The organism is Novosphingobium sp. B-7 (assembly GCF_000410615.1).
GTDB classification, from domain to species: Bacteria; Pseudomonadota; Alphaproteobacteria; order Sphingomonadales; family Sphingomonadaceae; genus Novosphingobium; species Novosphingobium capsulatum.
This window is the reverse complement of the sequence record NZ_KE148491.1, coordinates 42,374-55,147: the sequence shown is the minus strand read 5'-3', so window position 1 is coordinate 55,147 and position 12,774 is coordinate 42,374. Positions and strand designations below refer to the sequence as shown.

Genomic DNA, 12,774 nt, shown 5'->3' with positions numbered 1-12,774 from the left:
GCCAGATGCCTCGGTTTTGGAGCGAGAGAGCCAGAGCGAGCTACTCAGGGCACGATATCTATGGGCGTTCCATCGCCAACGCGCTGCCAGATTTCCTCAATTTCGGAGTTTTTGAGCGCGATACAGCCTTCGGTCCAATCGCCCGGCGCGCGCAACGGGCCAAAGCCGTTGGGCTGGCCATGCAGAAAGATCTGCCCGCCCGGCGCGCGGCCGGCCGCCGCGGCGTAGGCGCGGTCGGCGGCATCGGGATAGGAGATGTGCAGCGAGAGATGATAGGCGCTGGCCGGATTGCCGTGGTCGATAGTGTAGTGCCCCTCGGGCGTGCGGCCATCGCCCTCGAAATGCTTGGGTCCGGTTGGCGCCGGGCCCAGCTGGATGCCGGTGAAGACGCGCAAGGGGCGCCCTTGCTCATCGAGCAGGACAAGGCGCCGCGCGGCCTTTTCCACGCGCACCCGCGCCACCTCTGCTCCGCTATCGCCCACCTCGGCAGCAACCGCCTGCGCCCGCGCGGGCATTTCATGCAAGAGCGGCGGCAAGGCCCACAGGCCCGCCGCCGCACATGCCAATGCCAAGAGGGCGATGGAGCGGCGCATGACGCCATCCTATCGCTCCGGCCAGCGCGATCAATCCACGAAGGGATCGCGCACGAGAATGGTATCTTCCCGCTCGGGCGAGGTGCTGACCAGCGCCACGGGCGTTTCGATCAGTTCCTGCACGCGCTGGATGTACTTAATCGCCTGCGCGGGCAGATCGGCCCACGAACGCGCACCGGCAGTAGTGTCCTGCCAGCCGTCCATTTCCTCGTAGATCGGCTCGACATTGGCCTGGTCGGCGGCGTGGCTGGGGAAATAGTCCAGCACCTTGCCATTGAGGCGATAGCCGATGCAGATCTTCACCTTGTCGAACCCGTCGAGCACGTCGAGCTTGGTCAGCGCGATGCCGGTGACGCCCGAAATGGCGCAGGACTGGCGGGTGAGCACGGCATCGAACCAGCCGCAGCGGCGCTTGCGCCCGGTGACGGTGCCGAATTCGTGGCCGCGTTCGCCCAGGCGCTGGCCCACGTCATCGGCCAGTTCGGTGGGGAACGGGCCAGAGCCGACGCGGGTGGTATAGGCCTTGACGATGCCCAGCACGAAGCCGGTGGATGCCGGGCCCAGGCCCGAACCCGAAGCCGCCGTGCCCGAAACGGTGTTGGACGAGGTGACGAACGGATAGGTGCCGTGGTCGACATCGAGCAGCACGCCCTGCGCACCTTCGAACAGGATGCGCGCGCCGGCCTTGCGCACGGCATTGAGGCGCTTCCACACTGGCTGCGCGAACTGCAGCACGTAGGGCGCGATGTCCTTCAGCTCTGCCAGCAACGCCGCGCGATCGACCGGCGGCTGGCCGAACCCGGCGCGCAGCGCATCGTGATGGGCGCACAGGCGATCGAGCTGCGCATCGAGCGCGTCGAGATGCGCGAGATCGCACACGCGAATGGCGCGGCGGCCGACCTTGTCTTCATAGGCCGGGCCAATGCCGCGCCCCGTGGTGCCGATCTTGCCGGCGCCGGCGGCAGTCTCGCGCAGGCCATCAAGATCGCGGTGCAGCGGCAGGATCAGCGGGCAGTTGTCGGCAATGGCAAAGTTGTCGGCGTTGATTTCCACGCCTTGCGCGGTGAGCTTTTCGATCTCGGCCTTGAGGGCCCAGGGATCGAGCACCACGCCGTTGCCGATGATCGACAGCGTGCCGGTGACGATGCCCGAGGGCAGCAGCGAGAGCTTGTAGACCTGTTCGCCCACCACCAGGGTGTGGCCGGCGTTGTGGCCGCCCTGGAACCGCACGACCGCATCGGCGCGGCTGGCCAGCCAGTCAACGATCTTGCCCTTGCCTTCATCACCCCACTGGGCGCCGATCACGGTTACATTTGCCACAGATACACTCCTCCACCTGCCAGGTGGACCCGAACAGCGCCCTTCGACAGGACTCGGCGCAGCGGGTGGGTTGGGCGCGATGACGCGCAGGATGTGTGCGGGGGGCGCCCTAGTGGCACCGCCCCGCCAGAGTCAAGGGCCTGTCACGCCACCGGAAGCGCGACCGGGCCATCTGCCCCCAGAACGTGGGTGCAACCCAGCGCCGCGGGCTCGTCCCCGGCGTCGAGCGCGGCGACGGTGCGCCAGCCGATGGCGCGCAGCCGCGCGGCCGCAGCGCGATCGTGGCCCAGCGGCAGGAACAGCTTTTCGGCCGGCGCTTCGGCACTGGCGATCAGATCAATCAGCGCATCGGGATAGAGCGAAAAGCCGGTTGCCACTTCGCCCGCGCCGCCATCAGGCGCGGCAATGCGATAGGTGCCGCCCCGCCCCAGCGCGCCGCGCACGCCATCGGCATAGAGCACGAAGCCGAACCATGACTGGTATTCAAAGCCATGGCGTTCGGACGGATCGAGCGTCAGGCGGGCACGCCCATCGAGCCGCGCGGCGATCTCGCGCAGGGCAGCGATACGCCCGGCGAGCGCGCCACCGGCATCGATCGCCGCCAGCTTTTCGATCGCGGCGTCAAAATCGCCCGTGGCGTAGAGCAGCGGCACATAGGCCTGCCCCCCGGCATCGACGAGCCCGCCGGCATCCTTGGTATCCAGTTCGCGCCGCACCGCATCGATCTGGCCGGGGCCAAGCGGCAGGGCCTTTTCGGCCAAGGTATCGACGAGATCGGGCAAAGTGAAATCGACGCTGACGCCGGTGGCGCCGGCGGCTTGCAGCGCCTCGATCGCCACGGCGACCACTTCGGCGGCGGCGGCGACATTGTCCGCCCCGATCACTTCAGCGCCGCACTGCAGCTTTTCGCGCGCGGGATCGAGCCCGTCGCCCTTGATGGTGACAACCTGCCCGGCATAGCACAGGCGCAGCGGGCGCGGCGCGGCGGCCAGGCGGGTGCCGGCGATGCGGCCGATCTGCGGGGTGATATCACTGCGCAGCGCCATCATCCGCAGCGATTGCGGATCGACGAAGCGGAACATGCGGCGCGAACTGATCCCGGCCATGCGGCTGGCGAGCGAGCGTTCGAACTCGATCATCGGCGGCAGCACACGGTCATACCCATGGCCTTCCATCACACCATGGATCGTGCGCATCACGCGCGTGGCGGCGGCCGCCGCGCGCGGCAGGCGGTCTTCCAGGCCTTCGGGAAGCAGATCGGCGGGCAGGAGATCGGGATCGCGGGTGTCCATGGCCCGGGCCTTTAGCGGCATTGGCCTGCGCCGGGTAGGGAAAAAGCCACGCCCCGCGCCTGTCCCGCCTCCAGCCCCACGAACAAGGCGGTGGGCACGCTTGGATGGGCCGGTGGCAAGCTGAGCGCCACGCCTCACGTACCGCATGACGGCAACGTGATTCAGGCGGCAGGTGCCGCCGCGGGCGATATCATTACAGCGCAACGCGATCACCGATCTGGAAATACGCTACGACCTGCTCGATAGCTATTCGGACCTGGTGCAGGCGAACCTGCGCGCTCACCTGCCCGCGCACCCGCGGCGGGGTGGCATTTCCATTCTTTTCGCCATTCGGGTTCAACGGGCGCTTTCTTCACACCCGTATCAGCGTGGGCTGGTAAATTCGAGCAAATACAATTGGAACCCGGGGGGGCGGCCGAAAACGGCCATCCCTCTTTCTGTGCGGCATCGCCCGAATGGGCACAGACACGGCAACGCGACCTTAACGCGAATCATGTCACCAATTTGGAGACAAAAAAGAACAGGGGTCGTCCGATGCGCCATGCTTTCGCGCAAGAATTCGCGTGCGCCACGCCAGCCGTGGCCATGACATCGCTGAGCGAGATCCTCGGCGCATTCTCCTATGCGCTCGATCTGACCGAGGGGCAGCCGGCCGGCCATTCGCTGCGCGCGTGCTGGATCGCCAGCCAGATCGCCGTGGCGCTGGGCCTGTCGCCGGCAGATCGGCGCACCATCTATTATGCCACGCTGCTCAAGGACCTGGGCTGTTCGAGCAATGCCGCGCGCATTGCCCAGCTCTATCTGGCCGACGATCGCGCGTTCAAGCATGAGTTCAAGCTGATCGGCCAGGGCCTGGGCCCAACGCTGGGCTTTGTCTTTCGCCGCACGGGCGCGGGCGAGCCCTTGCCAGCGCGCATGCGCGCGATAGCCACGATCCTGCGCGATGGCAGCCGAATCGCCACCGACCTGATCCAGACCCGCTGCACCCGCGGTGCCACGATCGCACGGCAACTGCGCTTTCCCGAAAGCGTTGCTGGCGCCATTGCCGCGCTGGACGAACATTGGGATGGTGGCGGCAAGCCGCTGGGTCTTGCCGGACACGCCATTCCCCTGCCCGCGCGGCTCGCCCTGCTGGCGCAGATCGCCGATGTGTTCCAGATGGCCGCCGGGCCCGAAGCGGCGCTGGCCGAAGTGCGGGCGCGGCGCGGCACCTGGCTCGATCCCGAACTGGTCGATGCATTCGTGGCGGTCAGCGCCCGGCCCGGCTTCTGGGGCGATTGCAACGATCCCGCGCTGGAACTGCATGTCCAGGCGATGGAGCCGGTCGAAGCCCGTGTCGCGGTGGACGAGGCCTATCTCGACGATATTGCCGATGCCTTTGGCGCGGTGATCGACGCCAAGAGCCCCTATACCGGCGGCCATTCCTGCCGGGTGGGCCGCTATGCCACGGCGCTTGGGCGTGCGGTGGGCGTGGCTGAAACCGAGTTGGGCGCGCTGCGCCGGGCTGCAGTCCTGCATGACGTTGGCAAACTGGCCGTGTCGAGCCGGGTGCTGGAAAAGCCGGGCAAGCTTGATGATGGGGAATGGGTGGAAATGCGCAGCCATGCCAGCCACACCACCGCCATCCTGTCGCGCATCGGCCCCTTGCGCGACATGGCCGCTGTGGCTGGCGCGCATCACGAACGGCTGGATGGCAAGGGCTATCCACTGGGTCTGAACCAGAGCCTGATCGCCACCGAGGCGCGGATCATCAGTGTGGCCGATTTCTATGACGCGCTCACCGCCGATCGCCCCTATCGCGCCGCCATGCCTGTGGACCGCGCCCTGGCGGTCATGGAAGCCGAAGTGGGCAAGGCGATCGATGGCGTTTGCTTTGAAGCCTTGCGCGCGATGGTCGCCTGACCGCTCAGCCCGCCGCCCCGGTAAAGGCGGCTCAGGCAAAGTTCATGATGGGCATGGCACGAGGCAGGCCATGGTTGCGATCGGTTGCCTTGCCCTGTTGATCTTCCCCATTCTCGGCCTGATCGCCGGGGGCATTTATGCAGGCCGCAGCGGCGCGGAGTGGGGCGCCGCCACAGGCCTCGCCCTGGCGATGGCGCTTAGCGGGGCCATGGGCTGGGCTCTGGTCAAGGCAGCACGCCAGCGCTGAACGTTCAGCGCGAAAGGCGGCGCAGGTTGGCGCGCACCTTGCGTCGATAGGTCTGCACCACGCGTCGTGCTTCCCCATGCGGCGTGGGGATGGCTTTTCCCGCCAGCAGTGCGCGCGAAGGGGCAAGCGCCAAATCCCACCACACCTGGCCCAGCGTTTCCACCTTTTCCGTCACCATGCGCTGGCTTTCGGAAGCGGCGCGGGGATCAGCCAGAGCAACCAGCCACATCCGCCGGGCGATGACCATGGCCGCCTCGCTGCCCAGCATCATCTGCTGGTTCCACAAGGGGAGCATCGGCGCCAGCCAGGCGGCGGGCGACGGAACGGTAGTGGTGCTGGTCATGCAGTGTCCTTGATCGGCGTGTGACGGGTAAACGGCCGGCGGCGTGCAAAGGTCCGGGGCACGTGATGCGCCCTCGATTACAGGCTGTCCAGATAGGCCCGCACCGCCGTCTGCACATGGCGAAAGCGATCGCCGCCCAAATGCTTGCCGCCATACCAGCGGGTGACGATCACCAGATGGTCGCGCAACCCCTCGCGCTCCAGCATGCGCAGGATCACCATGCCCGCCCCGCTTTCGCCATCGTCCTGCTTGATCGGCCCGGCCGCGCACAGCAGGCCCCAGGTATTGTGCGTGGCCTTCGCGAATTTCTTGATGGTCTTGAGCTGCTCCACCAAGGCGCGCGCCTCTTCCGCCGAACCACAGGGCGCGCCGGACACGGCATATTTCGAACCGCGATCGGAGACGATGGTATCAAGCGTGCGCATGACCATGGGCCTGGCTCAGGGCGGTCCCCAAGGCAAGGGCGCGCTATACTCTTAACGCCGCCATGCCGCGCAGCTATCGCGCCAACGGGCAATATCGGCCGGGCGCAGCGGGCCGCGCCATGGTAGGCACAGGCGTACTGGTGCAAGCGCCGCCGGCAGGCCAAAGCCTACACCCAGGCGCTTCTCGGCCAGATCGCGCGCGGCGGCGACGGGCATGCTGTCTACCTGGCCTTGCAGTGTGGCCGGCGCCACAACCGGCCGATCGATCCAGGCGAGCACGATGCGATCGGGCGCCGCCGCGCGCACCAGCGCCGGCAGATTGGCATATTCGGTCATGCATGGCGCACACCAGTGCGCGCCCAGCAACACGATGCGGTCAGCCTCTGCCGCACCAGGCGATGGCGCTGCGGCAGAGACGGCCGGTACACCAGGAATGGCTGCCAGGATGGCCAAGGCTCCGGCCCACCAACATGGCGGGCCAAGCCTGTTGATCGGCGTGGACAACAGCGTCATGCAACCATAGTATTTCGGCAATAAAATGATGTAAATGCTATGGAGACAAGCATTGCGCCACCAATCGACATTGCTGTTCCTGGCCCTGTTCCCCGCCACCATTGCCTCTGCCCAGCCGGCACCGTCCAACAGCCTGCAACAGCGCTTTGATGCGGCCACTGCTGCCTATGACAAGAATGATTGCGCCGCTGCATTACCCTTGCTCGATGCCTTGGCGACTGATCCGCATGTCAAGCCTGGCAGCCTGCCCGCCGCGATGATCATGGCGCACCGGGGGGCCTGCCAGGTGCGCACCGGCCAGGCCGACACGGGTGAACCGCTGCTCGTGGCGGGCCTTGCCGCCATGCGGCCACATGCGACCGAGGTGGCGCTGGACGTGGCCGATGCAGAAAACGTGCTCGGCACAGTCGCAGCCAGCCGCTGGGACCACGACGGCGCGCTGGCTCATTTCGATGCTGCCCTTGCCTTGCAGCGCGACCAGGCGCGGGGCGGCACGTTGCAACGGATTGCCCTGTTGACCGCGTTCGACGGCGACAATCGCGCGATCGACGCTGCCAACGAAGGTCTGCGACTGGAAATGGCCAAGCCTAAACCGGCCAAGACCATGCTGGCGCAATGGCATATGCTGCTGGGACGCACCCTGCTCAATCGCGGGCAGATCAAGGCGGCAAAAGCCGAACTGGACACAGCGCTGGACCTGAGTGGCGGTCTGCGTGATCAGATCAGCGCGTTCGATTCCGGCCTACGCCAGGATCTTGCCCAAGCTGCCTTGCTGACCAAGCGGACCGAAGATGCCCGGCGCTACATGGCCTATTCCGGCGCGGGACATGCAGGCGGCACCAACTTTGGAAGCGCGGCGACGATGGAAGCGCCCGATTGCGGCGCGGAAACCGGGCTTACTCCAGATGACATGGCGGTGGTGCAACTGGTCATCAGCCAGTCCGGCGACGTCTTGGCCAGCGAGACTGTCTACAGCGTCGGCAACTATGCCAAGGCCAGCGCCTTTGCCCGCGCCGCAGCCAATTGGCGCTGGAAACCGGAAGACGCCGCCAAGATGCCCACGTTCTTTCGCGCCACGGCGCGGGTAGAACTGCGTTGTACCCGCGGCGATGGGGGCCTGGCGCCCAACGCACCGGCCCGCGATGCCATTCTTGCTTGGGCACACCAGGCTGGCCTTACCCTGCCAGCTGAAAAGGATGCCTGGTCATCTTGGCTCAAGACGGCCGAAAGCGCCCGGCAAAGCGGCAATGCCGCGGCGGAACTGGCCGCGCGCGCAATTCTAGGCGATATCGATTTACGCCCTGAAGCCGACGAACTGGCCTCGATCGATCGCGGCCTAGCGCTTGCCCAGGACGCGTCCTTGCCGCTGTCCGTGCCGCCGTCCGTGCGCAATGCGGCCCGGGTATTGCTCGTCTGGGACCGCGCCACGATTCTCAAGCGCCGCAAGCTGCCGTCATCTGCGCCAGCACGCGACGACGTGGAATTTCCCGTGTTGCAAGCCCTCGCTGCCGAACCGGCGATCGCCGCAGACCCGCTCGCACGCAACACCAGCCTGTTGCTGGCGCTGCCACGACGCCGGTCTGGTTCTGGCAAGGCCGCTGCGTCTGCCATCTTGCAGCGTGTCGCCAGCGACAGTGGCTTGCCCGACCATCACCCGCTGCGGCAGTTCGCGCTGCTCCAACTGGCCAATGACGCCGCCGACAAAGGGCGGCTGGACGAAGCGCAACGCCTGTTTGCCGAAACCGGGCTAAACCAGGAACAATGCGCACTGATCGGCCCCAAGCCAGCGCTTCAGGCGATCAACGATAGCTTCACCGCGTTTCCTGAAGAAGCGGCCCAATGGGGTTTCGAAGGTTGGGTCCACAGCGAATACGACATTCTCGCTGATGGCCGCACCGCCGGCGTGCGGGCGCTGGCATCCTATCCACCGTTCGTGTTCGATCAGGCAGCCGAGAAAATGCTGGCGGGCGCACGCTATCAGGCCAGCTATCGCCCGCAGAACGGCGCCGCATGCAGCGCCAATCGCGAAACCATCCGCTTCGCTCTTCCCGACAACGCTATGGTCGCCACAGAGATCAAGCGGAAGAAGAAGACCTGATCACCCACACGCAAAAAGGGCGGCGCCGCAAGGCACCGCCCTTTCCTGCCTTTCAGGCTTTGGCCCGCGCGCGGCGGGCCGCCCAAAGCGATTAGAACTTGAGCGCCTTGATCAGGCGCACGCCCTGGATTTCGCGCGCCTGGGCGAGCACGGTTTCGCTGACCGGGCTATCGACCGAGAGCAGCAGCACCGCTTCGCCACCGGCTTCGCGGCGGCCGAGGTGGAACGTGCCGATGTTGATGCCGGCGGTGCCGAGCAGCGTCCCGATCGAGCCGATGAAACCCGGCGCGTCGGTGTTGACGATATAGAGCATGTCGCCGTCGAGATCGGCTTCGATGCCGATGCCGAAGATTTCCACCAAGCGCGGCTGGCCGTTGCCGAACAGCGTGCCAGCCACCGAACGGTCGCCCTGGCTGGTCGAGACGGTGACGCGCACCAGGGTGCGGTATTCGCCTTCGCGATCATGGCGCACTTCGCGCACGTCGAGCCCGCGTTCCTTGGCCAGGAACGGCGCGTTGACCATGTTCACGGTGTCGGAATACTGCTTCATCACGCCCGTCAGCACGGCCGCGGTGATCGGCTTCTGGTTGAGCTGGGCAGCAGCGCCTTCCACCTCGATCGCGATCTTGGCGAGGTTGTCGTGCGCCAGCTGGCCCACCAGGGTGCCGAGCTTTTCGGCCAGCGCCATGTAGGGCTTGAGCTTGGGCGCTTCCTCGGCCGACAGCGAAGGCATGTTGAGCGCGTTGGTGACGCCGCCGGTGACCAGGAAATCGGCCATCTGCTCGGCCACCTGCAACGCCACGTTGACCTGGGCTTCGGTGGTCGAAGCGCCCAGGTGCGGGGTGCAGATGAAGTTGGGCGTGCCGAACAGCGGGCTGTCCTTGGCCGGCTCAGTTTCGAACACGTCGAGCGCGGCGCCGGCGATATGGCCGGAATCGAGCAGTTCCTTCAGCGCCTTTTCATCGACCAGGCCACCGCGCGCGCAGTTGACGATGCGCACGCCCTTCTTGGTCTTGGCGAGGTTTTCGGCCGAGAGGATGTTGCGCGTCTGGTCGGTCAGCGGGGTGTGCAGCGTGATGAAGTCTGCCTTGGCCAGCAGGGTATCGAGGTCAGCCTTTTCCACGCCCATTTCCACCGCACGCTCGGGCGTGAGGAACGGGTCGAAGGCAACGACCTTCATCTTGAGGCCGAGCGCACGGCTGGCAACGATCGAGCCGATGTTCCCCGCGCCGATCAGGCCGAGCGTCTTGCCGGTCACTTCCACGCCCATGAAGCGGTTCTTTTCCCACTTGCCGGCCTGGGTCGAAAGATCGGCCTCGGGCAGCTGGCGGGCGAGCGCGAACATCAGGGCGATGGCGTGTTCGGCCGTGGTGATCGAGTTGCCGAACGGGGTGTTCATCACCACCACGCCCTTGGCCGACGCAGCCGGAATATCGACGTTGTCGACGCCAATGCCGGCGCGGCCGACAACCTTGAGGTTGGTCGCAGCTTCCAGGATTTCCTTGGTCACCTTGGTCGACGAACGGATCGCCAGGCCATCGTACTGGCCGATGATCGCCTTGAGTTCCTCGGGCGTCTTGCCGGTGATCACGTCAACGTCGCAGCCGCGCTCTTCAAAAATGCGGGCGGCGTTGGGGTCCATCTTGTCGGAAATCAGAACCTTGGGCTTGGTCATGGTCTTTGCTCCATGGGGTGCGCCAGATGACACGGCGCATGCCGGGAATGCCGGCAGGAATGGGGATTGGCTGTTTCATTCTTCCGTCATGCCGACTTGATCCGGCATCCCGCTTCTTGAGCGTAGTGCTGCCGCAAAAGGACAGCGGGACCCCGGATCAAGTCCGGGGTGACGCGAGAATGTTGATCCGCTGGAAAATCAGGCTTCAGCAGTGGCCGTCAGCTGGGCATAGGCCCAGTCGAGCCAGGGGCCGAGCGCCACGATATCGGCGGTGTCCACCGTGGCGCCGCACCAGATGCGCAGGCCAGCGGGGGCATCGCGATAGCCCGCGATATCAAAGGCGGCGCCTTCCTTTTCGAGCAGGCCGGCAAACTTCTTGATGAAGTCAGCGTCAGCGCCTTCGACGGTAAGGCACACCGAGGTGCGCGAGCGAATGCCGCTGTCGACCGCGAGATGGCCGAGCCAGCTGCGTTCGGCAACGATCTTGTCGAGCGCATGGGCGTTGGCCGTGCAGCGCGCCTTGAGGCCGCCGAGACCACCGACCGACTTGGCCCATTCCAGCGCGAAGATCGCGTCTTCCACCGCCAGCATCGAGGGCGTGTTGATGGTTTCGCCCTTGAACACGCCTTCGGCAAGCTTGCCCTTGGAAACCAGGCGGAACACCTTGGGCAGCGGCCAGGCCGGCGTATAGGTTTCTAGGCGTTCGACCGCGCGGGGGCCGAGGATCAGCACGCCGTGCGCGCCTTCACCGCCCAGCACCTTCTGCCACGAGAAGGTCGCCACGTCGATCTTGTCCCACGGAATGTCATAGGCAAAGACCGCGCTGGTCGCATCGGCAAAGGTCAAGCCTTCGCGATCGTCAGGGATCCATTCGCCATCGGGCACGCGCACGCCGCTGGTGGTGCCGTTCCAGGTGAACAGCACGTCATCGGCGAAATCGACCTTGGACAGATCAGGCAGCTGGCCGTAATCGGCGCGGAGCACGGTGGGCTCCAGCTTCAATTGCTTGACCGCGTCGGTAACCCAGCCTTCGCCAAAGCTTTCCCAGGCCAGCGTGGTCACGCCGCGGGCGCCCAGCATCGTCCACATCGCCATTTCGAAGGCGCCAGTATCGGAACCGGGCACGATGCCGATGCGGTGGGTGGCGGGCAGTTGCAGCACATCGCGCATCAGGTCGATGGCAAGCTGCAGGCGCGCCTTGCCGATCTTGGCACGGTGCGAACGACCCAGCGATTCGGTGGCGAGTTTGTCCAGAGAATACCCCGGCGGCTTGGCGCACGGACCCGAGGAAAAGAAAGGACGCGCCGGCTTTGCGGCGGGAATACCAACAGTCATGTAGACTCTCCTTACAGAGAGCACGCGCGGCGTTGGGACCGCGTGGCCCGGCGCCGCTTCTAAGGGCACCAGCGGGGTTGTCAATCGACCCTGCAAAAAATGCTGCGCCGGCATGCTGCTGCGCGGTTCGTCGCAAAAACTGCGGCAACGCGCATCTGCGGGCTTTCCATTTACCCTGCAGTAACCAAGACTGCGTCAGGCTTAACCTTATGGCACGACGCGTTCTTCTTGCCTGGGCCATGCTGCCGGTGATCGCCCTCGCCGGCTGTGTCGATGCCCCACGCGGCCCGCGCCGGCCCGCCCGCTCGGTTTCGGCGCGCATGGTCTCGCACCCGGTCGTCCAGCCCGTGCCAAGCTCGGTCGCCACGCGCGCCTGCCTGGTTTCGCTGCGCCAGAACGCGATCGGCTATGTGCCGGTGCCCGATCAGTATTATGGCGCCGGGTGCAGCACACTCGGCAGCGTGCGCCTGGCCTATCTGCGCAGCGACAGCACGCAATTGGGCCTGGCCAATGCCGGGCCGGTGACGTGCCAATTGGCCAATGCCCTGCAAGGCTGGGCGCGCTTTGGCGTGGACCGCGCCGCACAACAGATTCTGGGCAGCCCGCTGGTCAAGATCGAGACGATGGGCAGCTACAACTGCCGCAACGTGGCCGGCACCGGGCGCCGATCTGCCCACGCCACGGCCAATGCCATCGACATTTCCGGCTTCCTCCTGGCCGACGGCCGCCGCGTCACCGTGCTGCGCGACTGGCGCGACGAAGACCCACAGATCCGCGCCTTCCTGCGCGCCATCCACACCAGCGCGTGCAAGCGCTTCAACACGGTGCTCAGCCCCGATTACAACGCGGCGCACCGCGATCACCTGCATCTGGAAGTAGGGAGTGGGCGGCCGCTGTGTGGGTGAGATGGCGGAATTGGCGGTGATGCGGCGTGACGAAACGGCCTTTGGGCATTGTTAGAAAATCACTGCCGCTTCGGACAAGGTGCCAAACCTGCGCGCCCGTTATGGCAGAAAGCGCCCACTTGCGGC

General features: G+C 66.0%; 12 protein-coding genes. 4 read left to right on the top strand and 8 right to left on the bottom strand.

Annotated elements, in window-relative coordinates; all coding sequences use genetic code 11:
- Nucleotides 1-44: 44 nt before the first annotated feature.
- The 3 genes from H926_RS0121725 to H926_RS0121715 all read right to left on the bottom strand — a co-directional run bounded on the left by H926_RS0121725 (nucleotide 45) and on the right by H926_RS0121715 (nucleotide 3,205).
- Complete coding sequence (locus H926_RS0121725) at nucleotides 45-593, bottom strand: murein L,D-transpeptidase family protein (RefSeq protein WP_022678127.1); 549 nt, start codon at nucleotides 591-593, stop codon at nucleotides 45-47.
- Nucleotides 594-623: 30 nt separating this feature from the next.
- The gene (locus H926_RS0121720) at nucleotides 624-1,913 is read right to left on the bottom strand and encodes an adenylosuccinate synthase (protein WP_022678126.1); all 1,290 of its coding nucleotides are present in this window, start codon (nucleotides 1,911-1,913) and stop codon (nucleotides 624-626) included.
- Nucleotides 1,914-2,056: 143 nt separating this feature from the next.
- Nucleotides 2,057-3,205 carry an ATP phosphoribosyltransferase regulatory subunit gene (locus H926_RS0121715; RefSeq protein ID WP_022678125.1) on the bottom strand — a complete coding sequence of 383 codons (1,149 nt, stop codon included), beginning with the start codon at nucleotides 3,203-3,205 and terminating at the stop codon, nucleotides 2,057-2,059.
- Nucleotides 3,206-3,790: 585 nt separating this feature from the next.
- Here H926_RS0121715 and H926_RS0121705 point away from each other — a divergent pair.
- Both H926_RS0121705 and H926_RS34155 read left to right on the top strand, forming a co-directional pair.
- On the top strand, nucleotides 3,791-5,107 hold the full coding sequence (locus H926_RS0121705; protein ID WP_043610917.1) for an HD-GYP domain-containing protein: 1,317 nt from the start codon (nucleotides 3,791-3,793) through the stop codon (nucleotides 5,105-5,107).
- Between the two features lie 70 nt (nucleotides 5,108-5,177).
- The gene (locus H926_RS34155) at nucleotides 5,178-5,354 is read left to right on the top strand and encodes a hypothetical protein (protein WP_022678122.1); all 177 of its coding nucleotides are present in this window, start codon (nucleotides 5,178-5,180) and stop codon (nucleotides 5,352-5,354) included.
- Nucleotides 5,355-5,358: 4 nt separating this feature from the next.
- Here H926_RS34155 and H926_RS0121695 read toward each other — a convergent pair whose 3' ends face one another.
- From H926_RS0121695 to H926_RS32755, 3 genes are all read right to left on the bottom strand, one after another.
- A complete protein-coding gene (locus H926_RS0121695) occupies nucleotides 5,359-5,697 on the bottom strand; it encodes a hypothetical protein (protein WP_022678121.1) in 339 nt (112 codons plus the stop codon).
- 77 nt (nucleotides 5,698-5,774) lie between these two features.
- Nucleotides 5,775-6,122 (bottom strand): YigZ family protein, encoded by a 348-nt coding sequence (locus tag H926_RS0121690; protein ID WP_028658343.1) that lies wholly within the window; start codon nucleotides 6,120-6,122, stop codon nucleotides 5,775-5,777.
- 51 nt (nucleotides 6,123-6,173) lie between these two features.
- A complete protein-coding gene (locus H926_RS32755; RefSeq protein WP_148291850.1) occupies nucleotides 6,174-6,635 on the bottom strand; it encodes a hypothetical protein in 462 nt (153 codons plus the stop codon).
- A 52-nt stretch (nucleotides 6,636-6,687) separates the two neighbouring features.
- On the opposite strand from H926_RS32755, the gene H926_RS0121680 reads away from it, so the two are divergent.
- Nucleotides 6,688-8,733 (top strand): energy transducer TonB, encoded by a 2,046-nt coding sequence (locus H926_RS0121680; protein WP_158442037.1) that lies wholly within the window; start codon nucleotides 6,688-6,690, stop codon nucleotides 8,731-8,733.
- Nucleotides 8,734-8,824: 91 nt separating this feature from the next.
- Here H926_RS0121680 and serA read toward each other — a convergent pair whose 3' ends face one another.
- Nucleotides 8,825-10,408, bottom strand: coding sequence for a phosphoglycerate dehydrogenase (gene serA / locus H926_RS0121675; protein WP_022678117.1), 1,584 nt, complete (start codon nucleotides 10,406-10,408; stop codon nucleotides 8,825-8,827).
- A 198-nt stretch (nucleotides 10,409-10,606) separates the two neighbouring features.
- A complete protein-coding gene (locus tag H926_RS0121670; protein ID WP_022678116.1) occupies nucleotides 10,607-11,743 on the bottom strand; it encodes a phosphoserine transaminase in 1,137 nt (378 codons plus the stop codon).
- A 209-nt stretch (nucleotides 11,744-11,952) separates the two neighbouring features.
- Between H926_RS0121670 and H926_RS29750 the strand changes: the two genes are divergently transcribed.
- A complete protein-coding gene (locus H926_RS29750) occupies nucleotides 11,953-12,648 on the top strand; it encodes an extensin family protein (RefSeq protein ID WP_022678115.1) in 696 nt (231 codons plus the stop codon).
- The last annotated feature ends 126 nt before the right edge of the window (nucleotides 12,649-12,774 follow it).